This is a genomic window from Achromobacter semiaridum, assembly GCF_053543755.1.
The window spans coordinates 27,546-48,310 of the sequence record NZ_JBLVOL010000097.1 but is presented as its reverse complement, the minus strand read 5'-3'; the positions used below and the strand labels follow the sequence as shown (position 1 = coordinate 48,310).

Below are 20,765 nucleotides of genomic sequence, written 5' to 3'. Positions count from 1 at the left end.
TACCGGCCAAAGAAAAAGGCCTGGCACCGGCCAATTATTGACCGCAGGCGCCAAGCCTTTGTTATCGCTGGACAATTCGGACATGCGCAAAGGCTATCCCAAGGCTTGTCCACAGTCGCTGTGGGTAACTTCCGTGCCTTCAGGCGTTGCCCGCCGCTTGCATGGGCCCGGACCAGGGCTCGGCGTCCATCTCGAAACGCAGTTCCTGGTATTCGCCGTCCACGGCCACCGTTCGCAGCAAGCCCGCGCCCATCGCCTGGCCCAGCGCACGGCGGCACAGGGTTTCGGGGTCATCTGGCAAGGACTGGAAGACGCCATCCGGAATGCGCAGGCGCAGCAGCGCTTGAGGATCACCGCGTTCGGCGGGCCGGCCAATGTGGATGTGAGCGGGATAGCCGTGCGGGCACCAGATGCCGACGTGGTATTTGCCTTCAGCGCCTGTGTCGGCGACAAATCCGGGATGATCGTATTTTGCTGTACCCATGGACCCTCCTCTTGTGCGGCAACCTAGCGCGCGTGACCCATGGTAGCTCAGGGTTGCGGCGCTGTGCGGGCGGGCACATCCGGGAAACTCCGGACTGGAACAAAGGATTGACCCAGGGCAAGTGAACGTGAAAAGAACAGACCAGCGGCGCGGACGCAAAGCGCAGACGAAACGCATGGACGAAAAAAAGCCGCGATATGCATCGCGGCTTTTTCTTGAAACTGGTTGCGGGGGCAGGATTTGAACCTACGACCTTCGGGTTATGAGCCCGACGAGCTGCCAGACTGCTCCACCCCGCGTCTGATGTGATGAATCATACACCATTATGAAATCTTGTGCAGCGCACCCAGCCGATTATTCGCGGATTTGGCCTTTTTATGGCGAAATATTCTCGCCATAGTGTTCAAAAAGCGGGCAACGGGACCGGGCGGGTCCACGCAGATCACGTCCGCGGCCTGAATCGCCGTCACGCGTACCACCCCGCCTTCGGCCATGCCGTGCGCTTCACCGGCATTGACGCGCACCGAACGCGGCAGATGCAGGCAGCCTGCGGCTTCCGCGCCCGCCGCGACTTGTTCGACCCGCACGCTGCCTGACACGCAGACCAGCGTTGCACCCGCCTTCAGGACGAAGGCGCGGCCGGCTCCCGAGGCGATTTCGACGCGGTGAGAGGGGGCTTGGAAGGGGGTGGGGGAATCGAGGTCGGCGTGCATGATGTTCTCCAATCGGACAATGACAGGCTACGCCCGCCCTGCTTCGCGCAACAGCCACACAGCGCCGCTTTCTGTACCGATGCAGACGCTCGATTTCACCGCTGTTATGGTGTACTTTTCATGAATCTGTGCCTTCCTTCAGTCCAACCACCGGGAGCATGATCGGCACATGGACCCACAACCGCTGTACCTACGCTTGGCGAACCACTACCGGCGCGCCATCCAGACGGGCGTCCTGGCGCCCGAGCAGCGCATGCCATCCGTGCGCACACTGGTGCGCACGCACCATGTCAGCCTGTCCACTGCCTTGCAGGCCTGCCGCCGGTTGGAAGACGACGGCTTGATCGAAGCCCGGCCCCGGTCGGGCTATTTCGTCTTGCAGGCGCGCCGCAACAGCATCCCCCCCGTTAGCGAGCCCGATATCCGCCAAGCGCTGGGTGCCGCGCAGTATGTCGGCATCCACGATCGCGTCTCGGACTTCATCGCCAAATGCGAGGCGCATCCCGTCAGCGCCAACTTTGCGCTGGCGGCGGCGGTGCCCGAGGCGTATCCGATGGACGCGCTGAAGCAGGCCATGACGCGCGCGCTGCGCGTGTCGCCCCAGGTGCTGGTCAGCCCTGTGCCCCCGCAAGGCCATCCCGAACTGCGCACGGTGCTGGCGCGCCGCGCCCTGGCCAACGGCATCAATGCCACGCCGGATGACGTCATCGTCACGCACGGCTGCATCGAAGCCTTGAACCTGGCGCTGCGCGCGGTGGCACGCCCCGGCGACACCATCGCCGTCGAATCGCCCACCTATTTCGGCCTGCTGCAAATCCTGGAAAGCCTGGGCATGCGCGCGCTGGAAATTCCCACCAGCCCGCAACATGGCCTGTCCATCGAAGCGCTGGACCTGGCGTTTCAGACGCACGGCAATATTCGCGCCGTGGTTGTGGTGCCCAATTTCCAGAACCCCTTGGGCTGCGTCATGCCCGATGCCGAAAAGGCGCGCCTGGTGGCGCTGTGCGAACGCCAGCAGGTGCCGCTGATCGAAGACGACACCTACGGCGCCTTGACCGATGACGACGCGCCGCTGGCAGCCGCTAAATCATGGGACGCCACCGGCAACGTCATCTATTGTTCGTCGATGCACAAGACCCTGGCGCCGGGCATGCGGCTGGGCTGGTTGCTGGGCGGGCGCTGGAAGGCGCGCATCGCCATGCTCAAGTACGCACAAAGCCGGCCCAATGAACCGCTTGCACAGATTGCCGTTGCCGAATACCTGGGGTCGCGCGCCTATGACCGCCATCTGGCACGCCTGCGGCGACATTTGAAAACGCAGCGCGACCAGACGGCCGAAGCCATTGCCGCGCACTTTCCGCGGGGTACCCGGTTAAGCGTGCCGCAAGGCGGAATGCTGCTGTGGGTGGAAATGCCAGACGGCCGGTCCGGCATGGACGTGTTCGAAGCCGCGTTGCGGCAAGGCATCCGGGTCGCGCCCGGCGCCATGTTTTCCAACAGCACGCGCTACAACCACTTCCTGCGCATCAGTTGCGGCCAGCGCACCACGCCCGAAATCTCGCGGGCGTTGCTGACCCTGGCGCGCATCGTGGGCGAAGGCGCCGCATGAACGCGTCCCTGCATCAGTTCATTGTCGATTACGGGCTGTGGGCCGTGCTGGCCGGCACGTTCCTGGAAGGCGAAAGCGTGGTGGTGTTCGCCGGCTTTCTGGCCCACCAGCATCTGATGCACTTGCCCTACGTGATGCTGTGCGCGTTTGCCGGGTCGTTCATCGCGGACCAGTTGCTTTTCTTTCTGGGACGCCGCTATCGCGATCACCGCTTTGTGCGGCGCATCCGCGAAAAACCCGCGTTTGAAAGAGCGCTAGCCGCCATCGACCGCTACCCGCACGGATTCATCCTGAGCCTGCGATTCCTGTATGGCCTGCGTACCGTCGGCCCGGTGGCGCTGGGCATGTCCAGCGTGCCGCCGCTGCGTTTTCTGGTGCTCAATGCCATTGCCGCCGTCATCTGGGCGGTGTGCTTCAGCGTGGTGGGTTATGCGTTTGGCCAGACGATTGAATCGCTGCTGGGGCGCCTGCATGGCGTAGAGACCAAGCTGGCCGTGGCGCTGGCGATTGGGGGGCTGATTGGCCTGGCCTATCACCTGCTGGCGCGGCGCCGTCGTTGAGCGACGTCGTCAGCAGACAAACCTGCCGCTGGCGCGCAGCACGTGACGGCGGCGCGCCTTGCGGTACCAGCCGCCAATAAACGGCAGCAGCGCCAGGCGGCGCAGGATGGGATGGCGTTGGTCGAAGTCGTGCCACGCCTTGAAGCCATGGCCCATGCGCTCCCAGCTCTCGCGCGCTTCGGGAGAAAGTTTGCCGGGGTCGAACGCCGCCAGCTTTGCCGCTTCCGAGACACGCGCCAACATGGCGCTGCCCGGATGTTCCAATCGATACTGATTCCGCATGGGGCCGCATATTACCCGGCTTGGCGGCGGTGTGGACACCACACAATCGCGCGCTTGAAACGCGCAAATGGAGCCACCTTTGACCGCCCTATCCAAGCCTTTGTATTTAAAGGCAAATGCCGATCTATGCCCGGACTATCCCAAGGCTTGTCCACAGAAGCTGTGGGTAACTTTCCCGCCGGTGCGACTCGGAACGCCGGTCCGCCACCCAGATGCTGACCGCTTGCCCCTAGCGCTTATTTCAACGCGGCAATGATCATGTCGCGCACGCTTTCAAAGCCCGCCACATACTGGGGATTCTCGGAACGGGCCAGCAGGCTGGAATAGTTCTGTTCCAGTTGCGCCTCGATGGCCTCGCGCAGGCCCGGCGATGCCTTGGCCAGATGCAGCATCGACAGCAGCGTCGAATTCAGCGCGTCGATGCGGCCGCCCTGGTGCGAAATGGTGTGGACGATAACGGCGATTTGTTCTTGAGTATCCATGACTGAAGCCTCCTGGCATTGATGATCGGCGCAAATCCTAGCATGGCCTCCGGCAGCCCATGGGCGCCTGGCGCGTGCTAGGCAAGCGCCGGGGGCCGCGCTAGCATAAAGCGTGCCGCTCAAGCAACGCGGCGCACGCAGCCGGGCGCCATCCACGGCGCCCGGGGCCACCGGAGCGCGCGTATGAAGACGATCCAGAACTATGCACCGCCAGATGCCCAATCTTTGCAGCGCTTGCAGGACAGGTTGGGATTCAGTGACGCGCGCATGGCCGAGCTGGCCGGGCTGGATGCCGCAACGCCGTGGTCCAGTTTCGTGGGTGGCCCCGAGCCGCGCGCGCTAGGCCGGCAACGGCTGTTCTTCATGATGGCGCGCCTGGCGCTGGACGAAGCGCAGTGGCAAGGCGTGCTGGACGCCATGCACGAAACCGGCGCCCGCTTCGACTATGACGACGCCTTGTCCGCCAGCGCGCCCCCCGCGCCTGAACCGGTAGCCGACGAGGAACGCAAATTCGGCATGCTGCTGGTCAGCCGCAACGGCGCCTTCCACGAAATGGAACAGCTGCGCGAATTCGCGCACTTCGCGCATGAAGCCGACGTCAGCCGCTACGTCAATTCGGTCTTCTATGACAGCGACATCGACCTTTGCCGCTTCCGCTTCGCCGATCACGACGGCCTGACAGACGCCGCCCGCGACCGCATTTTCGACGCGGCCCACAAAACCATCACCCGATTCGAATTCGATGGCCGCATCTACCATGGCGGCATTCCGCCAGAATCGGACGGCTAACAACGCGTCATCGCATTGACGCGGGCGCCCGCCCGCCTGTACCGTCGGCTCTTCGCTATTTGCGGCACGCCTTTTGCATGAACGAACGACTCGACGACATCGACCGGCAATTGCTCAGCCTGCTATCGGCCAATGCGCGCGAGCCCGCCGCGATCCTGGCGCGCAAGCTGGGCTTGGCCCGCACCACCGTGGTCGCGCGCATTGCGCGGCTGGAACGCGAACACATCGTGTCGGGCTACGGCGTGCGCCTGGGGCGCCGCCTGGAAGAAGCCGCCGTGCGCGCGTATTGCTTCATCAGCGTGCTGCCCAAGACACCGGCCGCCGTGATCCGCGAGCTGGAACGCATGCCGGAAGTGGAAGAAGTCTCGTCCGTCAGCGGCCCGTACGACTACCTGATCTTTCTGCGCTGCGAAACGCACGAGCAGCTGGACGACCTGTTGGACCGCATCGGCCTGATCGACGGCGTCAAGCAAACGCAGACGTCCATCGTCCTTAGCCGCAAGGTCGACCGCCGCAGCGCGGTGGCCGCGCCCTAAACGTACCTGACCCTGCTTGGGCCGGTCGGCCGTCTTTTCTCGTGGGCCGACATGGTGTTGTAATGGCGGATATCGCGTTTTCTGGATGCCCCATGCTTGCACGCCTTGCCCCCGCCGCCGCCCTGCTGACCTTGCTAGCCGCCTGCTCCAGCATGAGCGAGGTCACCTCCGTCGGCAAAGACACCTACAGCGTCACCTATAGTTCAGGCACGCAGTTGCTGACGTGGGTGGAACTGAAGAACCAGACGCTGCAACGCGCCGACCAGTATTGCCAGGGCATCGGCCGCAAGCTGCAAAAACCGAAGGTCACGTCGAATCACGCCACGGGCCTGGGCTCCAAGCGCGCCACGGTTACGTTTGAATGCGGCGTTGTCGAGCCGCCCAAGGACAAGGCATCGTGAACGCCTCATTGCCCGTGGGCATCACCATGGGCGATGCCGCCGGCATCGGCCCTGAGATCGTCGTCAAGGCGATCGCGCAAGGCCTGAGCGCCCCCTGCGTGGTGTACGGCGATGCGGGCGCGCTGCGCCGCGCGGTGGCTCAGCTTGGCGCACGCCTGGACGTTGTCGAAGTGGGCGATGTCGCCCAGGCCGGCCCCGATGCAGGGCGCATCCATGTCATCGCCTGTAGCCCGGCCCTGCCCGACGATTTGCCGCTGGGGCAGATCAGCGCAGCGGCAGGACGCGGCGCCTACGACTACGTCTGCGCCGCGATTGACGACGCGCAGGCCGGCCGCATCCGCGCCATCGTCACCGCGCCGCTGAACAAAAAGTCCATGCATGAAGCCGGCATCGACTACCCCGGCCACACTGAAATCCTGGCCGACCGCTCGGCCACGCAGGACTTCGCGATGATGCTGGCCAATGACGAGCTGCGCGTCCTGCTGGTGACCATACACGTGGCGCTGGCAGACGTGATAGCCCGCATCACGCCCGACGCCGAGCTGACCACCATGCGGCTGGCCGACCGCGCGTGCCGCCAGATGGGCATTGGCGCGCCGCGCGTGGCGGTAGCGGGCCTGAACCCGCACGCCGGCGAAGGCGGCAAGTTCGGCCGCGAAGATATCGACATCATTGAACCGGCAATCGCCCGCGCGCGCGCCGAAGGCATCGACGCCAGCGGCCCCTGGCCGGGCGACACCATCTTCATGCGTGCCCGCCGGGGCGAATTCGACATCGTCGTGGCGCAGTATCACGACCAGGGGCTGATCCCCGTGAAGTACCTGGGCCTGGACCATGGCGTGAACGTCACGGTGGGCTTGCCCTTCGTGCGCACCAGCGTCGACCACGGCACCGCGTTCGACATCGCCGGCCGGGGTGTGGCCGACCACGCCTCGCTGGTAGCCGCGTTCGACTTGGCGCTGGCAATGACACCCTGATGCGCACGACGGCGACGGCGACGGGGACTACAATACGCCCCGTTTCCGACGCCTCCCATGCGCCGCCGACTGCCCAGGCTTGATTCGCCGCGGGGTTTTCCGCTTGGCTTGCCGCCTGGTTCGCAGCGCGTTGTTCCCGCTTTTCGTCTGCTCCTCTCTATTCGTCCATGTCACGCCTTGTCCGCCTTCTGCCCGACCGCTTCACTCTCTACCTGATCTGCACCGTCATCCTTGCCAGCATCGTGCCCGCGCACGGGCAAGGCGTGGTGGTATTTGGCTGGATCACAAACATCGCGGTTGGTCTGCTGTTCTTCCTGCACGGCGCCCGCCTGTCCCGCGAGGCCATCATCGCCGGCCTGACGCACTGGAAGCTGCACCTTACGATTTTCTCGGCCACGTTCCTGATGTTTCCCTTGCTGGGCCTGGCGCTCAAGCCGGTGCTGGAACCCTTGGTCACGCCCGAGCTGTACCTGGGCATCCTGTTCCTGTGCTGCCTGCCGGCCACGGTGCAATCGGCCATCGCCTTCACGTCGATGGCGCGCGGCAACGTGCCCGCCGCCGTGTGCAGCGCATCCGCCTCCAGCCTGCTGGGCATCTTCCTGACGCCGCTGCTGGTGGGCACGGTGGTGGCCAACGCGGGCAGCGCGCCGATTTCGTTCGACGCGGTCGGCAAGATCATGCTGCAACTGCTGCTGCCCTTCGTGCTGGGCCAGCTCGCACGCCGCTGGATCGGCGCATGGGTGCACAAGCACAAAGCCATGCTGAAGTTCGTTGACCAGGGCTCGATCCTGCTGGTGGTGTACACCGCCTTTTCCGAAGCCATCAACGAAGGCTTGTGGAGCACCACGCCCATCCCCGCGCTGGTGGGCCTGGTGGTCTGCTGCGCGGTCATCCTGGCACTTGCGCTGGGCCTGTCGGCGCTGGCCGGCAAGATGTTCGGCTTCAACGTCGAAGACCGCATCACGCTGCTCTTCTGCGGTTCGAAAAAGAGCCTGGCCAGCGGCATTCCGATGGCGCAGGTGCTGTTCGCCGGCCACGCCGTGGGCGCGATCGTGCTGCCCTTGATGCTGTTCCACCAGATCCAGCTGATGGTGTGCGGCGTGTTGGCCGCGCGCTATGGCAAGCGTCCTGAAATTGAAGGCTGATCGCCGCGATTGATCTACCGTCCAGACATAAAAAAAAACCGCGCCCCTTAATACGGGGCGCGGTTTTTTTTTGGAGCCAAGGCGGCGACTGCGGCGATGGCGGTCAGTACATGTCGCGTGGCTGTGCACCCGAGAAGTTCAGGAAGCGCGTGCTGGAACCCTGGAAGGTCAGCCGCACCGTGCCGATAGGGCCGTTACGCTGCTTGCCGATGATGATCTCGGCCGTGCCCTTGTCCGGCGAGTCCGGGTTGTAGACTTCGTCTCGATAGATGAACAGGATCACGTCGGCATCCTGTTCGATAGCGCCGGATTCGCGCAGGTCACTCATCACGGGGCGCTTGTTGGGGCGTTGTTCCAGGCTTCGGTTCAGCTGCGACAGCGCAATCAGCGGGCAGTTCAGTTCCTTGGCCAGGCCCTTCAGCGAACGGCTGATTTCCGACACTTCGGTCGCGCGGTTTTCGCCCGAGCCGTTACCCGACATCAGTTGCAGGTAGTCGATAATGATGAGCCCAAGCTGGCCGCATTGGCGCGCCAGGCGGCGGGTACGCGCGCGCACTTCCATGGGGCTCAGCGCGGGCGTTTCATCGATGTAGACCTGCGCGTCCTGCATCAGCTGCACGGCGTGGGTCACACGCGGCCAGTCGTCGGCGATCAGCTTGCCGGTACGCATGCGATGCTGGTCCAGCAAACCGACCGAACCCAGCATACGCATCGCCAGCTGCACGGCGCCCATTTCCATGGAAAACACCGCCACGGGCAGGCCCTGCTCAATCGCAACGTGTTCGCCGATGTTCATCGAGAACGAGGTCTTGCCCATGGAAGGGCGGCCGGCCACGATGATGAGGTCGCCGCCCTGCATGCCGGACGTCATCTTGTCCAGGTCGGTAAAGCCGGTGGGCACGCCGGTCACGTCCGAGCTGCCTTCGCGGTGGTAGAGCTCGTCGATACGTTCGACCACCTGGGTCAGCAGCGGCTGGATTTCCTGGAAGCCCGCGGCACCGCGCGAGCCTTCCTGGGCGATCTTGAACACCTTGGATTCGGCTTCGTCCAGCAGCTGGCGCGCTTCCTTGCCCTGCGGGTTCAGGGCGGCCGACGAGATCTCGTCGGCGATGGACACCAGCTTGCGCAGCATGGCGCGCTCGCGCACGATTTCGGCGTAGCGGCGGATGTTGGCGGCCGACGGCGTGTTGTGCGCCAGCGCATTCAGGTATGCCAGGCCGCCCGAGTCCTCGGCCTTGCCGGCGCTGATCAGCGATTCATTGACGGTGATGACGTCGGCCGGACGCGCCAGGCCGATCAGCCGGGCGATGTGGTGCCAGATCAGGCGGTGGTCGTGGCGATAAAAATCTTCTTCGACCAGCACGTCGGCGATGCGGTCCCACGCGGTGTTGTCCAGCAGCAGGCCGCCCAGAACCGACTGCTCCGCCTCGATGGAATGGGGGGGAACTCGCAGGTATTCAAGCTGGGGATCGGCAGGTGTGTTCATGACTTCAATAGTAACGGCTGCAGGATGTCCGCAACGCGAAAAAACCCTTGCACATCGCGCGACGGAAGGCGCCGCAACAAGGGACGCAAAGGCGCCGCGACGCTGCAAAGAATGCGCGCCAGACGGGTCAGGCGCGCTTTGACGGCGGCATCGGGATTGCTGTCCAGGTACACGTCGAGCGCCAGTTTACCCAGCGTGACGGCGACGTCATCGGGCAATTTACGCAAAGACACCAGCGAGGACAACATCTGGAAAAGGTCGTACGCCTGCGCCAGCGGACGCGACAGCGTCGACCCGATATTCTCTTCGAAGTCGATGCGCCACAGCTCCCCGTCCTGCAAGGTGACGTTACGGATTTGCGCGCCGCCGTGCCACATGCCACGCGCGTGGAAGGCGGCCAGATCTGCGGCGGCCGCACGGGTCAGCCACAGCTGCGAGGTAGCGTCTTCGTTGCGAATCAGATCAGCCAGGTCGTCGCCCACGTACTCCAGCACCAACAGGCCATGCTCCTGCCACCACACTTCCGGCACACGGCATCCGGCCTCCAGCAACATCGACAGGCGCTGGGCTTCGTGGGTCAAGCCATTGCGCAGCAACACGCCCGGGCGCGGAAATTCACCCAGGAACAGCTTGCAGCCCACGCCCAGCAGAAAGGCGCGCACATAGCGCAGCGCATAGCTGACGCCACGCCCGAAGCCGGGCCGCCGGCGCTTGACGATGCAGCGCACGCCATCGATCGTCACGTCACGCACCGAAGGTTCACGCAAGGCGTCGACACTGTCGAGCCAGGCGCGCAGGCCGGGCGGCGCGTTGTGATGGACGGGCGGGTGGGTCAAGAGGTCCTCTGAGCTGGGCAAGATGGCGAGGCGATGCGTGATGCCGCCAAGGCGGAACGCAACGACGGCCGGTCAAAAAGAAAAAAAGCCGGCGCGCGGGCCGGCTTCTTTTTACCGCGGGTACGGCTTAGGACAGTTCGCCTTCCACCAGGACCGTGACGTCGACGACAACGTCGGCGTGCAGGGCGACCTGGATCGGGAACTCGCCAACCGACTTCAGCTGGCCGTTGGGCAGACGCACTTGCGCCTTTTCAACGCCTTCGAAACCGGCCTTCTTCAGGGCTTCGGCGATGTCGGCATTGGTGACCGAGCCGAACAGACGGCCGTCAACACCGGCCTTCTGAGCGATCTTCAGCTGGTAGCCGGCGATGCGCTCGCCCAGCGCTTGGGCGGCGGCCAGCTTTTCAGCCTGGGCCTTTTCGAGTTCGGCGCGGCGAGCTTCGAATTCCTTCAGGGCGGCGTCGGTAGCACGACGGGCCTTGCGCTGGGGGATCAGGAAGTTGCGGGCGTAACCGTCACGCACGCGAACGACTTCACCCAGGTTGCCCAGGTTGACGACTTTTTCGAGCAGAATAACTTGCATTTTCAGTGCCCCGGATTAGTTGTGGTTGTCGGTGTAAGGCAACAGAGCCAGGAAGCGCGCGCGCTTGATGGCCGTGTCCAGCTGGCGCTGGTAGATTGCCTTGGTGCCGGTCAGGCGAGCCGGGATGATCTTGCCGTTTTCTTGCACGAAGTCGCGCAGGGTGTCCAGATCCTTGTAGTCGATCTCTTCGACGCCGGCTGCGGTAAAGCGGCAGAACTTACGACGCTTGAAAAGCGGGTTCTGCTGCGTGAATTTGCGTTTTTCTTTGCGTTTTCCGAAGAAAGCCATGATATGTGCCTCTATGTTTGAGGGGGCGGGTTTTACCCGGGGTTTTTAGAAACCGGGCCCAGCTCCCCATAACCTATCCGTATTCAGAAGGCGCTCTCGCACCCTTTGCTCAACCTGTTCAAGCCACCTGCGGATCGCGTCCTGCGCTACCGCTGATCTTGCGTGCCTGCTGCAAATGCAGCTTGATCTTCACCGAGTCCTTGCGGGCGGGAGCCAAAAACCCCTGCACCAGCAATTCAGACCCTAACGCGGTGTTCTTCAACAGCAACGCCAGATCGCCCAGTGCCACGGCCGTAATCGTCAATTCAACACGGCGCGGATGGCCGGCTTCGATAACTTCGGACTCGTGTGCCAGCACCATTTCCAGTGCGGGCAGGCCGGCGGGAGTGTGGCGCAAAGGCTCGCATTCGAGAACGCGCGCGCTAAGTTCCAGCTGATTCATCCTGCCAGGCACCAAGGGGACTTCATAAGTTGAGCTCTGCGTGAGCCCTGCTTATTCGGGCTGAACCGCGACAGCCTCAGCCGAAGCCTTACGGGCTTCTTCACGCTCGACCGACTTCATCATGATCGAGGGCGTGGTCTGGGCCTTCTTGGTCTTGATGACCAGGTGGCGCAGAACGGCGTCGTTGTAGCGGAACGAGTGTTCCAGCTCATCCAGCGTGGCTTGGCCGCACTCGATGTTCAGGCAGACGTAATGAGCCTTGACGAGCTTCTGGATCGGGTAGGCCAGTTGGCGGCGACCCCAGTCTTCCAGGCGGTGAACCGAGCCGCCTTGGCCCGTAACCAGCGCTTGGTAGCGTTCGACCATGGCGGGCACTTGCTCGCTTTGGTCGGGGTGAACGATAAACACTACTTCGTAGTGACGCATGAGTAAAACTCCTTGAGGATGTCTTGCCGGCCTGGCGTCTTGCACCCGCGCTTTCCATCATGGGTGGTTGTGTGGTGGTTCACAAAAGACATCAGTCCCGCAAGGGGCAGCCCGCTACCCAAAAACCATGGGCGGTCGAGCAAGAAAGCCCTCGATTATTACCGATTGAAGATTGCTTCGCAAGCGCCTGGCGCGTCAGGAAATCAGGGACGGGGCTTTTTCGCCGCCCTGCCCCGCCGCTTGCGGCAGATTGGCAACAGCGATTTCCCTGGGCCGGTTAACCACGCTGACCATCACGTAACTGATGATCATCAACAGGAACCACGACCCCAGCTTGGCGATGGACACCCACTGCCACGCGTGCGATTGGTTTGGATAGCGCCAGGCGTTGGCAAAGGTGCCGATGTTCTCGGCAAACCAGATGAACAAGGCCACCAGCACGAAACCCAGCAACAGCGGCATGCGGCGGTAGACGCGCCAAATGCGGAAATACACCCAGGTGCGGGCAAACAGCACGGCGGTCAGCGCAAACAGCAACCACCGGAAATCCATGACGAAATGGTGCGAAAAGAAGTTTACGTAGATCATCACCGACAAGGCCACGGTGGCCATCAGCGGAGGATGCGCGCGAAAGCGGAAATCGAACAGCCGCCAAACGCGCGCCAGATAACTGCCCACTGCCGCATACATAAAGCCGGTAAACAGCGGCACACCGCCAATGCGTAGCACGCTGGCCTCGGGGTAGATCCAGGACCCCGCCGCGGTCTTGAAGATTTCCATGCCCGTGCCCACCACATGGAACATCAGGATCACGCGGGCTTCGCTCCAGGTTTCCATGCGCAGCGCCAGCAAGACGGCCTGGATGCCCAGCGCCGCCAGCGTCAGGAAATCGTAGCGCGCCAGCAGCGCATCCTTGGGGTACCACCAGTGCGTGCCCAGCAGCAGCGCGCACATCAGCCCGCCGAACAGGCAGGCCCAGGCTTGCTTGATGCCAAAGCGGAAAAACTCGTAAAGCGCCACGCCCAAACGGCCGCGGCCGGCCAGGTTATTGGCCAGCCGCGATTCCCAGGCTTGCAGCCTTGCGATAAGCGGCCAGTCGGTGGCCGCCGGATGATTCACGGTGGTTTCAGCCTTCCACGACGGCGTAGGCCGAGTGGTTGTGAATCGATTCGAAGTTCTCGGCTTCTACCCGGTAACGCGCGATGCCGGGGTGCGCCGTCAGGCGCGCGGCCACGTCCCGCACCAGGTCTTCGACAAACTTGGGATTGTCGTAGGCGCGTTCGGTCACGTACTTTTCGTCGGGCCGCTTGAGCAGGCCCCACAGTTCGCACGAGCCTTCTTCTTCGATCAGGCGGATCACGCCGTCCATGCTGATGTCGTCGCCAAGAATGGCAGACACCGTCACGTGCGAACGTTGGTTGTGCGCGCCGTATTCCGAGATGGCCTTCGAACACGGGCACAAGCTGGTCACCGGCACCTGGACGACCAGCTCGAATTCGACCGCGTCACCCTTGGCGCGCGCGATCCACTGAACTTCGTAGTCCAGCAGGCTTTGCACGCCCGAAATGGGGGCCGACTTATTGATGAAATACGGGAAGGCGGCGGTGATGTCGCCGCTTTCGGCGTGCAGCAACGGCAGCATGTCGGCCGCCATGGCGCGGAAGCGGGCCGGCGTCATGGGCGTGCTGCGGTATTTTTCCAGCAGCGCCACAAAGCGGGACATGTGCGTCCCTTTTTCTTCGGGGGGCAGCGCCACGGTCAGCGTCCAGTTGGCGACGGTGCCCTGCGGCGCCCCATCACCGCCTTCAACCAGCATGGGATGGCGCACGCCACGAATGCCCACGCGCTGAATCGGGATGTGCCGGGTGTCAGCCGAACTTTGAACATCGGGCATCACCAGGGCGGGGTCGATCGGAGAATTCATGTCAGCGTACCTGTCTAGGCGATCGATCGCTTGCGGACGCGCCTAGGAAACTTGAAGAGGGGGCCATTATCGCCGAAAGCCTTGCCTACGCCTGGGAAAACCCTTCTACGGGTAGGTCGGTGACGGCGGAACAGTGTGTTCCAGATTTTGGGCAATGGCGAGGCCGTTGCCCGAAGGGACGGCCGGGTCGACCGCCGGCTGGGTCAACCACCGGCAGGGCCGAAGCCGGCGAAGTTAAGCCGGCGAAGTGAAACCGGCGAAGTGAAGCCGGCTAAGTGAGGCCGGCTAAGTGAGGCCGGCTAAGTGCAACCGGCTTAATCTTCGGCGAGCAGATCGGCGTAGCGGTTACGGATCGACTGCTCGATACCGGCGGCATCCAGACCGATGCCGGCCAGCAGGGCCGATTGTTCGCCATGGTCGATGAAAACGTCCGGCAAGCCCAGTTGCAGCACCGGAATCTGCACGCCCTCGGCGCTCAACACTTCCAGCACCGCACTGCCCGCGCCGCCCATGATGGAGGCGTCCTCGATCGTGACCAACGCATCGTGGCGGCCGGCCAAGTCCAGGATCAGCGCCTTGTCGATCGGCTTGACGAAGCGCATGTCGGCAACCGTGGCGTCCAACTTGCCGGCCGCGGCCAACGCGGCTTGCACCAGCGTGCCGAAACCCAGGATGGCGATTTTCTTGCCCTCGCGCCGCACCACGCCACGGCCCAGTTCCACCGTATCCAGGCCAGGGGCTTCGACCGCGCCGCAACCCGCGCCGCGCGGATAGCGCACGGACGCCGGGCCGGGATGCTGATAACAGGTCGACAGCAGCAAGCGCGTTTCGCTTTCGTCGGACGGCGTGGCCACCACCATATTGGGCACGCAACGCAGGAATGCCGTGTCGTAATTGCCCGCGTGGGTGGCGCCGTCCGCGCCCACGATGCCGGCGCGGTCCAGCGCGAACGTCACGTCCAGATTTTGCAGCGCCACGTCGTGGATGAACTGGTCGTAGCCGCGTTGCATAAAGGTCGAGTAGATGGCCACAACGGGCTTTTGCCCTTCGCAGGCCACGCCCGCCGCGAACGTCACGGCGTGCTGTTCGGCGATGCCCACGTCGAAATAACGCAGCGGAAAGCGCTTTTCGAATTCCACCAGGCCGCTGCCTTCGCGCATGGCCGGGGTGATCGCGACCAGACGCGTGTCCTGCTCGGCCGTGTCGCACAGCCACTGCCCGAACACCTGCGTGAACGTGCGCTTGCCCGGCGCCTTCGATTGCAGGATACCGACGGCGGGATCGAACTTGCCCGGGCCGTGATAAAGCACCGGGTCCGCTTCGGCCAGCTTGTAGCCCTGCCCTTTCTTGGTGACCACGTGCAGGAATTGCAGCCCTTGCAGCGCCTTCAGGTTCTGCAAGGTGGGCACCAGCGCGTCCAGGTCATGGCCGTCGATGGGGCCGACGTAATTGAAGCCGAATTCCTCGAACAACGTGGCCGGCGTGACCATGCCCTTGGCGTGCTCTTCAAAACGGCGCGCCAGTTCCAGCACGGGCGGCACGTGCTGCAAGACGGCGCGGCCCACGTTCTTGGCAGTGGCGTAGAAGCGGCCCGACATCAGGCGCGCCAGGTAGCGGTTCAGCGCTCCCACCGGCGGCGAGATCGACATATCGTTGTCGTTCAGGATCACCAGCAGGTTGATGTTGGGGGTGACGCCTGCATTGTTCATGGCTTCGAATGCCATGCCCGCCGACATGGCGCCGTCGCCGATGATGGCGATGTGCTGGCGCTGCACGCCGGCATTGCGCGAGGCCACCGCCATGCCCAGCGCCGCCGAGATCGACGTGGACGAGTGTGCCGTGCCGAAGGCGTCGTATTCGGATTCGCTGCGCTTGGGAAAGCCGGAAATGCCGCCCTGTTGCCGCAGCTGCGCCATGCCGGCGCGGCGGCCGGTCAGGATCTTGTGCGGGTAGGACTGGTGGCCCACGTCCCAGACGATGCGGTCATGCGGCGTGTCGAACACCTGATGCAGGGCTAGCGTGAGCTCGACCGTGCCCAGGTTGGACGACAGGTGCCCGCCCGTTTTGGATACCGACTCCAGCACGAAGCCGCGCAGTTCGTCGGCAAGCTTTTTCAGCTCGCGACGATCCAGGCGCTTGAGGTCTGCCGGGGATTGAATGCGGTCCAATAAATCAGTCGTCATGCTTTTTTGGGGTTCGTTGACCCGACCTGGACTCAGGCCGGGCTTGTCACGGATCAGCGGTCTCGAAGGACGATGAAGTCGGCCAATTGCGCCAGGCGCAAACCGGCATCGCCCAGGGGTTCAAGCGCCGCCAGCGCGGCCACACGCAATTCCTCGGCGAACTCGCGCGCCTCGGACAGGCCCAGTAGCGACACGTACGTCGGCTTGTTTTCCGCCGCGTCCTTGCCGGGCGTCTTGCCCAGGCTGGCCGTGTCGGCGGTAACGTCCAGAATATCGTCCACCACCTGGAACGCCAAGCCCATGGCCTGCGCGTAGGCGTCCAGCGCCTGGCGCGAGGCCGAGCTTGCGCCCGCCACGATGCCGCCAAGCGCCACGCTGCACGCAAGCATGGCGCCTGTCTTCATGCTGTGCATGGTCTGGAGTTCATCGCGCGACAGCGAATGGCCGACGCTGAGCAGGTCGATGGCCTGGCCGCCCGCCATGCCCTGGCTGCCGGCGGCGCGCGCCAGCGACTGCGTCGCCTGCACGATCAGCGCGGGCGCGATCGGCATGGATGCCAGCAGGTCGAACGCCAGCGGCTGCAAGGCGTCGCCGGCCAGCATGGCGGTGGCTTCGTCGAACTGCACGTGGGTAGTGGGCCGGCCACGACGCAAGGTGTCGTCGTCCATGCATGGCAGATCGTCATGCACCAGCGAATAAGCGTGGATCAATTCGACAGCGGCGGCCGCGCGGTCCAGCGAGGCCTCGATGGCCAGCACACTGCCGCTGACCGGGCAGGCCTGCCCGGCGGCGTAGACCATGGCGGCGCGTACGCGCTTGCCACCGCCCAGCACGGCGTAACGCATGGCTTCATGCAGGCGGACAGGCAGCACATCCGCGGGCGGCATCAGGTCGTCCAGGACGTCTTCAACGTGCCGCACGCGCCCCTGCAACCACTCCGCGAAGGGGAGTTGAGTGGTCTTCATCGGTTTCTTATTCGTCATCCAGCGCCGCCGGGTCCAGCGGGCGCAGCAAGTCGCCTTCCAATACCTTGACCTGCTGTTCCGCCTGCGCCAAGCGTTCCTGGCAGACCCGCGTCAACGCCACGCCGCGCCGGTAGGCAGCCAGCGACTGCTCAAGCGGCAACGAGCCGTCTTCCATGGCCGCAACCAACGATTCCAATTCGGCCAGGGCCGTTTCAAAATCCTGGGGCAAGGGACGGTCATCGATCTGCGGATCGGCTTGTGTGGGGTTGGCCAAACGGGTCTCCGAGGGCGCTAGGGGTGGATCAATTTGTGAATTGTACGAGATAGCCAACGCGGACCCGGATGCGCCGCGAGGATCAGGCCGGCGCCCCCGCCAGTCCCGCAATCGCGGCCCGTAATGCCGGGCCTACGCGAGACCTCAGGTCCGGTTCGGGCAAGAGGCTCAATGGCCCGCCGCAGCTCATCACGAAGACGCCTTCGCCGGTGATCGAGGTAAAGGGCACGGCAACGGCATTGATGCCGGATTGCCATTCACCCAGCGCGAAGCAGCAGCCGAATTCCTGCAATTCGGCGCGGGCGCGGTCAATGGCGGCCACCGGCGGAGCCACCGGGCCCAGCCGCGCCATCACTTCCTGACAAGCGGTGTGGGGCAAGCTGGCCAGATAGGCCCGGCCCATGGCGCTGTCCAGGCTGGCGCGATAGCCCACGGGCAACCGCAGATACAGCGCCGACGACCCGTGAATGGCTTCAACGTAGGTCATCGCGTCGCCATCGAACGCGCCCAAGGCCACGGCACCGCCGGTGTCGCGCGCCAGTTCGGTCATTGACGCCTTGGCCAGTTCGCGCACTTCCAGCCCGGCCAACAGGCCGAAACCCAGCGCCAGCACGCCATAGCCGGGCGAATACTTGCCGGTGTCGGGGTGATAGCGCAGGTAGCCCAGTTCGGTCAGCGTGTAGGTGATGCGGCTGATGGTCGGCTTGGGCAGGCCGGTCAGGCGCGCCAGGTCCAGGTTGCCCAGCGCCGTCACGCCATGGCGAAAGCAGCGCAACACGTCCAGACCCCGCGCCAGGGCGGTAATGAAGTCGGGCGAATTGGCGCCCTCGCCCACGCCGGCCGTGCGCTTGCGGCGTGCCGGCTGGCTCAGTTCGAGCGTTTCGTCCGGTTTGACGGCGGCGTGCACGACGCGCTTGGAGTCAGAAAAAGATTGCATTTCTATTCGCTTCGTTTTTATAGTTTATTTCGAACGACAAAACCAAATTCCAGTACACGGAATTTAAAACATCCAAGGAGACCTGGCAAGCCACCGCGCGGCGCAACGCGACGCGGCGGCCAAGCCAGGCCCGGCGATCCACTCATGCACGCGATTTCAAGGGGAAAACATGATTCGCACGAGCCTCAAACTGCTGGCCACCGTCCTGCTCAGCGCTGCCGCGCTGGGCGCTCAGGCCGAGACCTACCCGACCCGCCCGATCAAGGTCATCTCGCCCTTCCCGGCCGGTGGCGCCACCGACGTGCTGACCCGCATCCTGGCCGAACGCATGGCCAAGACGCTGGGCCAACCGATGATCGTGGAAAACAAGGCAGGCGCCGGCACGTCCATCGGCGCGGCCTACGTGTCGCGCGAGCAGCCGGACGGCTACACCATCCTGATGGCCACCAATTCCACGCTGGTCACGAACCGCTATCTGTATAAGGAACTGCCCTACGACCCGGACGGTTTCGCCCGTATCGGCATGGTGGGCGTGGGCCCCCTGGTGCTGCTGTCCAGCCCCAAGCGCCCGTTCAACAGCACGCAGGACGTCGTGGCCTATGCCAAGCAGAACCCCGGCAAGCTGACGTTCGCCACGTTCGGCCCCGGCACCTCGTCCCATCTGGCGGGTGAACTGTTCAAGGAACGCGCCGGCATCGACATCCTGCACGTGCCGTTCAAGGGGGCGACCCAAGCGCTGCCCGCGCTGATCAGCGGCGACGTGGATTTGTTCTTTGACATGGTCGCCACCGGCATGCCGCAGGCGGACGCGGGCAAGGTCAAGGTGTTTGCCATCACCAGCCCGTCGCGCCTGGCGACGCTGCCCAAGCTCCAAACGCTGGCCGAAGAAGGCTACCCCGCCTTCGACATGACGGCGTGGTTCAGCTTCGTGGCGCCCAAGGGCACGCCCGCGCCGGTGCTTGAAAAGCTGCAAGCCGCCCTGACCGAGACCCTGAAGGACGACGCCGTGAAAAAGCGCCTGCTGGACATGGGCATCGACCCGCGTTCCGGCACGGCGGCCGAGCTGGACAAGCAGATCAAGACCGAACAACCCATCGTCTCGCAGTTGATCAAGCAGGCCAACATCGTCTTGCAGTAACGCGGCAATGCCCTGATGCGGCCGGCCCGCCGTCTCCGGTTTTCGTGACAAATCGTTGGCGCGCGGACCCGGCCGCCAAAGCTTGCCGGGCCACGGGCCCGGCCCCATTGCACCGACAGCACCCGGCCGGGTCCTGTCGGTTTTTCATGCCTTGCCTAACCGCTGGATACAGAAGGGCATGGGACCGACTGCTATGGTGAAAAAGCGAAAACACCAGCGGGAGCCCGATGCAAACCCCCGAAGACCGTTATGCCCGACTGGACGCCGCCCGCTGGCTGGCGGCCGTAGCCGTCGTCCTGCTGCATAGCGCGGCCTTGATTGTCAGCGACCCTGCCGCGTATGGCGGCGGCGCGTGGCTGGCCGCCAATCTGTATGACTCGGCGGCGCGCTGGTGCGTGCCCGTTTTCGTCATGGTCAGCGGCGCCCTGCTGCTAGATCCGAACAAGCCCCAAGACGCCCGCAAGTTTTACAGCCGCCGCATGGCGCGCATCTGCGCGCCGCTGCTCTTCTGGACCCTGTTCTATCTGGCCTGGCGCACCGGCCTGGACTGGTGGGACGACGGCCGGGTGGACTTTTCGTTCTGGCCACGCAAGGTTGCGCAAGGCGAACCCTATTACCACCTGTGGTACCTGTACATGATCGTGGGGCTGTACTTGTTTGCCCCGCTGGCCCGCCTGCTGTACGCACGCAGCACGCCGCGCGGCCGGTCGCTGTGGGTGGTGGGCATTCTGGGCGTGGCCATCCTGGATGCGCTGTACCGCCGCGCGCTGGGCGCCCCGCACGGATTCTTCCTGACCTGGTTCCTGCCGTATCTGGGTTATTTCGTGGCGGGCCGATTGATTTTCGATGGCGACCTGCGCATTCCCCGGCCGGGCCTGATACTTGCGGGCAGCGTAGCGGCAACGGCGCTTGGCGTCACCGTGATGTCCGACGGCCATGCGCTGGACACGTACTTTTATGATTACTTCAGCCTGACGGTGCCCTTCATGTCGCTGGCAGCCTTCCAGTGGATCGTGTCTTCGCCCTGGCTACCGCGGCTATCCGCCCTGGCGCCCTTGACCTTCGGCGTGTACCTGATCCATCCCGTGTTCCTGGACGTGGCACGCCGGGCCGGCGCCATCTCCGGCAACCCGCGCGACGCCTGGGCAGTGCCCTTGCTGACCGTTGCCGTGTTCGCGCTGTCGGCAGCCAGCAGCTGGCTGTTAAGGCGTCATCCGGCCACGCGCAAGCTCGTCTGAAAGACCTACGCCGTGAAGGGTTAATCGACGATGGGACAGGGCCGGCAGGCCCCGCCAACGCTGGATT

25 protein-coding genes and 1 tRNA gene are annotated in these 20,765 nt (G+C 64.2%); 9 read left to right on the top strand and 17 right to left on the bottom strand.

The genetic code is table 11. From position 1 onward, the window contains the following. Positions 1-139: 139 nt before the first annotated feature. The 3 genes from ACNPP0_RS22715 to ACNPP0_RS22705 all read right to left on the bottom strand — a co-directional run bounded on the left by ACNPP0_RS22715 (position 140) and on the right by ACNPP0_RS22705 (position 1,209). The gene (locus ACNPP0_RS22715; RefSeq protein ID WP_046802813.1) at positions 140-484 is read right to left on the bottom strand and encodes a hypothetical protein; all 345 of its coding nucleotides are present in this window, start codon (positions 482-484) and stop codon (positions 140-142) included. 222 nt (positions 485-706) lie between these two features. Then, positions 707-783 (bottom strand) — tRNA-Met (locus ACNPP0_RS22710). A gap of 24 nt (positions 784-807) precedes the next feature. Next, positions 808-1,209, bottom strand: coding sequence for a hypothetical protein (locus ACNPP0_RS22705; protein ID WP_448707076.1), 402 nt, complete (start codon positions 1,207-1,209; stop codon positions 808-810). 157 nt (positions 1,210-1,366) lie between these two features. Here ACNPP0_RS22705 and ACNPP0_RS22700 point away from each other — a divergent pair, with 157 nt between their 5' ends. Beyond that, positions 1,367-2,806: an aminotransferase-like domain-containing protein gene (locus ACNPP0_RS22700; protein WP_448707075.1), complete on the top strand. Its 1,440-nt coding sequence runs from the start codon at positions 1,367-1,369 to the stop codon at positions 2,804-2,806. Beyond that, positions 2,803-3,366: a DedA family protein gene (locus tag ACNPP0_RS22695; protein WP_448707074.1), complete on the top strand. Its 564-nt coding sequence runs from the start codon at positions 2,803-2,805 to the stop codon at positions 3,364-3,366. The genes ACNPP0_RS22700 and ACNPP0_RS22695 overlap by 4 nt, the downstream gene beginning before the upstream one ends. A 9-nt stretch (positions 3,367-3,375) precedes the next feature. On the opposite strand, the gene ACNPP0_RS22690 is transcribed toward ACNPP0_RS22695, so the two are convergent. Then, positions 3,376-3,648 carry a hypothetical protein gene (locus ACNPP0_RS22690; protein WP_332610381.1) on the bottom strand — a complete coding sequence of 91 codons (273 nt, stop codon included), beginning with the start codon at positions 3,646-3,648 and terminating at the stop codon, positions 3,376-3,378. Between the two features lie 236 nt (positions 3,649-3,884). Beyond that, on the bottom strand, positions 3,885-4,130 hold the full coding sequence (locus ACNPP0_RS22685) for a hypothetical protein (RefSeq protein WP_046802809.1): 246 nt from the start codon (positions 4,128-4,130) through the stop codon (positions 3,885-3,887). 183 nt (positions 4,131-4,313) lie between these two features. Between ACNPP0_RS22685 and ACNPP0_RS22680 the strand changes: the two genes are divergently transcribed. The 5 genes from ACNPP0_RS22680 (at position 4,314) to ACNPP0_RS22660 (ending at position 7,978) form a co-directional block, all read left to right on the top strand. Continuing rightward, positions 4,314-4,919, top strand: a complete 606-nt coding sequence (locus tag ACNPP0_RS22680) for a hypothetical protein (protein WP_448707073.1) — start codon at positions 4,314-4,316, stop codon at positions 4,917-4,919. 77 nt (positions 4,920-4,996) lie between these two features. Continuing rightward, positions 4,997-5,455 carry an Lrp/AsnC family transcriptional regulator gene (locus tag ACNPP0_RS22675; RefSeq protein ID WP_050446088.1) on the top strand — a complete coding sequence of 153 codons (459 nt, stop codon included), beginning with the start codon at positions 4,997-4,999 and terminating at the stop codon, positions 5,453-5,455. 92 nt (positions 5,456-5,547) lie between these two features. Next, the gene (locus ACNPP0_RS22670; RefSeq protein ID WP_332610386.1) at positions 5,548-5,856 is read left to right on the top strand and encodes a hypothetical protein; all 309 of its coding nucleotides are present in this window, start codon (positions 5,548-5,550) and stop codon (positions 5,854-5,856) included. Next, complete coding sequence (gene pdxA, locus ACNPP0_RS22665) at positions 5,853-6,833, top strand: 4-hydroxythreonine-4-phosphate dehydrogenase PdxA (protein WP_448707072.1); 981 nt, start codon at positions 5,853-5,855, stop codon at positions 6,831-6,833. Before ACNPP0_RS22670 ends, pdxA begins: the two co-directional genes overlap by 4 nt. A 167-nt stretch (positions 6,834-7,000) precedes the next feature. Then, on the top strand, positions 7,001-7,978 hold the full coding sequence (locus tag ACNPP0_RS22660) for a bile acid:sodium symporter family protein (RefSeq protein ID WP_448707071.1): 978 nt from the start codon (positions 7,001-7,003) through the stop codon (positions 7,976-7,978). A gap of 103 nt (positions 7,979-8,081) precedes the next feature. On the opposite strand, the gene ACNPP0_RS22655 is transcribed toward ACNPP0_RS22660, so the two are convergent. From ACNPP0_RS22655 to ACNPP0_RS22600, 12 genes are all read right to left on the bottom strand, one after another. After that, on the bottom strand, positions 8,082-9,464 hold the full coding sequence (locus tag ACNPP0_RS22655) for a replicative DNA helicase (protein WP_006218311.1): 1,383 nt from the start codon (positions 9,462-9,464) through the stop codon (positions 8,082-8,084). Continuing rightward, positions 9,461-10,300, bottom strand: a complete 840-nt coding sequence (locus ACNPP0_RS22650; RefSeq protein ID WP_448707070.1) for a BUD32 family EKC/KEOPS complex subunit — start codon at positions 10,298-10,300, stop codon at positions 9,461-9,463. Before ACNPP0_RS22650 ends, ACNPP0_RS22655 begins: the two co-directional genes overlap by 4 nt. 127 nt (positions 10,301-10,427) lie before the next feature. After that, positions 10,428-10,883 carry a 50S ribosomal protein L9 gene (gene rplI, locus ACNPP0_RS22645; RefSeq protein WP_332610392.1) on the bottom strand — a complete coding sequence of 152 codons (456 nt, stop codon included), beginning with the start codon at positions 10,881-10,883 and terminating at the stop codon, positions 10,428-10,430. A gap of 15 nt (positions 10,884-10,898) precedes the next feature. Beyond that, a complete protein-coding gene (gene rpsR, locus ACNPP0_RS22640; RefSeq protein ID WP_006218308.1) occupies positions 10,899-11,171 on the bottom strand; it encodes a 30S ribosomal protein S18 in 273 nt (90 codons plus the stop codon). A 118-nt stretch (positions 11,172-11,289) separates the two neighbouring features. Beyond that, positions 11,290-11,613 carry a primosomal replication protein N gene (gene priB / locus ACNPP0_RS22635; protein ID WP_046802801.1) on the bottom strand — a complete coding sequence of 108 codons (324 nt, stop codon included), beginning with the start codon at positions 11,611-11,613 and terminating at the stop codon, positions 11,290-11,292. A gap of 51 nt (positions 11,614-11,664) precedes the next feature. After that, on the bottom strand, positions 11,665-12,039 hold the full coding sequence (rpsF, locus tag ACNPP0_RS22630; RefSeq protein WP_006218306.1) for a 30S ribosomal protein S6: 375 nt from the start codon (positions 12,037-12,039) through the stop codon (positions 11,665-11,667). Between the two features lie 195 nt (positions 12,040-12,234). Further along, the gene (locus ACNPP0_RS22625) at positions 12,235-13,158 is read right to left on the bottom strand and encodes a DUF817 domain-containing protein (RefSeq protein ID WP_332610393.1); all 924 of its coding nucleotides are present in this window, start codon (positions 13,156-13,158) and stop codon (positions 12,235-12,237) included. Between the two features lie 7 nt (positions 13,159-13,165). Continuing rightward, on the bottom strand, positions 13,166-13,963 hold the full coding sequence (gene folE2 / locus ACNPP0_RS22620) for a GTP cyclohydrolase FolE2 (RefSeq protein WP_332610394.1): 798 nt from the start codon (positions 13,961-13,963) through the stop codon (positions 13,166-13,168). Between the two features lie 314 nt (positions 13,964-14,277). Beyond that, on the bottom strand, positions 14,278-16,146 hold the full coding sequence (dxs, locus tag ACNPP0_RS22615; protein ID WP_332610395.1) for a 1-deoxy-D-xylulose-5-phosphate synthase: 1,869 nt from the start codon (positions 16,144-16,146) through the stop codon (positions 14,278-14,280). Positions 16,147-16,199: 53 nt separating this feature from the next. Next, positions 16,200-17,111, bottom strand: coding sequence for a polyprenyl synthetase family protein (locus tag ACNPP0_RS22610; RefSeq protein WP_332610396.1), 912 nt, complete (start codon positions 17,109-17,111; stop codon positions 16,200-16,202). Between the two features lie 7 nt (positions 17,112-17,118). Continuing rightward, complete coding sequence (locus ACNPP0_RS22605) at positions 17,119-17,385, bottom strand: exodeoxyribonuclease VII small subunit (RefSeq protein ID WP_046802796.1); 267 nt, start codon at positions 17,383-17,385, stop codon at positions 17,119-17,121. An 82-nt stretch (positions 17,386-17,467) separates the two neighbouring features. Beyond that, positions 17,468-18,322: an IclR family transcriptional regulator gene (locus ACNPP0_RS22600; RefSeq protein ID WP_448707069.1), complete on the bottom strand. Its 855-nt coding sequence runs from the start codon at positions 18,320-18,322 to the stop codon at positions 17,468-17,470. Positions 18,323-18,491: 169 nt separating this feature from the next. Here ACNPP0_RS22600 and ACNPP0_RS22595 point away from each other — a divergent pair, with 169 nt between their 5' ends. Both ACNPP0_RS22595 and ACNPP0_RS22590 read left to right on the top strand, forming a co-directional pair. Continuing rightward, the gene (locus ACNPP0_RS22595) at positions 18,492-19,460 is read left to right on the top strand and encodes a Bug family tripartite tricarboxylate transporter substrate binding protein (RefSeq protein ID WP_332610398.1); all 969 of its coding nucleotides are present in this window, start codon (positions 18,492-18,494) and stop codon (positions 19,458-19,460) included. A gap of 227 nt (positions 19,461-19,687) precedes the next feature. Continuing rightward, on the top strand, positions 19,688-20,698 hold the full coding sequence (locus ACNPP0_RS22590; protein WP_448707068.1) for an acyltransferase: 1,011 nt from the start codon (positions 19,688-19,690) through the stop codon (positions 20,696-20,698). Positions 20,699-20,765: the final 67 nt, after the last annotated feature.

What these genes read in the sequence shown, in the direction of transcription:
- ACNPP0_RS22685 (WP_046802809.1), bottom strand. Translation starts at nt 4,130, where the DNA reads ATGGATACTCAAGAACAAATCGCCGTTATCGTCCACACCATTTCGCAC.
- rpsR (WP_006218308.1), bottom strand. Translation starts at nt 11,171, where the DNA reads ATGGCTTTCTTCGGAAAACGCAAAGAAAAACGCAAATTCACGCAGCAG.
- ACNPP0_RS22675 (WP_050446088.1), top strand. Translation starts at nt 4,997, where the DNA reads ATGAACGAACGACTCGACGACATCGACCGGCAATTGCTCAGCCTGCTA.
- ACNPP0_RS22690 (WP_332610381.1), bottom strand. Translation starts at nt 3,648, where the DNA reads ATGCGGAATCAGTATCGATTGGAACATCCGGGCAGCGCCATGTTGGCG.
- ACNPP0_RS22600 (WP_448707069.1), bottom strand. Translation starts at nt 18,322, where the DNA reads ATGCAATCTTTTTCTGACTCCAAGCGCGTCGTGCACGCCGCCGTCAAA.
- ACNPP0_RS22680 (WP_448707073.1), top strand. Translation starts at nt 4,314, where the DNA reads ATGAAGACGATCCAGAACTATGCACCGCCAGATGCCCAATCTTTGCAG.
- ACNPP0_RS22590 (WP_448707068.1), top strand. Translation starts at nt 19,688, where the DNA reads ATGCAAACCCCCGAAGACCGTTATGCCCGACTGGACGCCGCCCGCTGG.
- ACNPP0_RS22715 (WP_046802813.1), bottom strand. Translation starts at nt 484, where the DNA reads ATGGGTACAGCAAAATACGATCATCCCGGATTTGTCGCCGACACAGGC.
- ACNPP0_RS22700 (WP_448707075.1), top strand. Translation starts at nt 1,367, where the DNA reads ATGGACCCACAACCGCTGTACCTACGCTTGGCGAACCACTACCGGCGC.
- ACNPP0_RS22695 (WP_448707074.1), top strand. Translation starts at nt 2,803, where the DNA reads ATGAACGCGTCCCTGCATCAGTTCATTGTCGATTACGGGCTGTGGGCC.
- ACNPP0_RS22655 (WP_006218311.1), bottom strand. Translation starts at nt 9,464, where the DNA reads ATGAACACACCTGCCGATCCCCAGCTTGAATACCTGCGAGTTCCCCCC.
- ACNPP0_RS22660 (WP_448707071.1), top strand. Translation starts at nt 7,001, where the DNA reads ATGTCACGCCTTGTCCGCCTTCTGCCCGACCGCTTCACTCTCTACCTG.
- ACNPP0_RS22610 (WP_332610396.1), bottom strand. Translation starts at nt 17,111, where the DNA reads ATGAAGACCACTCAACTCCCCTTCGCGGAGTGGTTGCAGGGGCGCGTG.
- folE2 (WP_332610394.1), bottom strand. Translation starts at nt 13,963, where the DNA reads ATGAATTCTCCGATCGACCCCGCCCTGGTGATGCCCGATGTTCAAAGT.
- ACNPP0_RS22670 (WP_332610386.1), top strand. Translation starts at nt 5,548, where the DNA reads ATGCTTGCACGCCTTGCCCCCGCCGCCGCCCTGCTGACCTTGCTAGCC.
- ACNPP0_RS22595 (WP_332610398.1), top strand. Translation starts at nt 18,492, where the DNA reads ATGATTCGCACGAGCCTCAAACTGCTGGCCACCGTCCTGCTCAGCGCT.
- rplI (WP_332610392.1), bottom strand. Translation starts at nt 10,883, where the DNA reads ATGCAAGTTATTCTGCTCGAAAAAGTCGTCAACCTGGGCAACCTGGGT.
- priB (WP_046802801.1), bottom strand. Translation starts at nt 11,613, where the DNA reads ATGAATCAGCTGGAACTTAGCGCGCGCGTTCTCGAATGCGAGCCTTTG.
- dxs (WP_332610395.1), bottom strand. Translation starts at nt 16,146, where the DNA reads ATGACGACTGATTTATTGGACCGCATTCAATCCCCGGCAGACCTCAAG.
- rpsF (WP_006218306.1), bottom strand. Translation starts at nt 12,039, where the DNA reads ATGCGTCACTACGAAGTAGTGTTTATCGTTCACCCCGACCAAAGCGAG.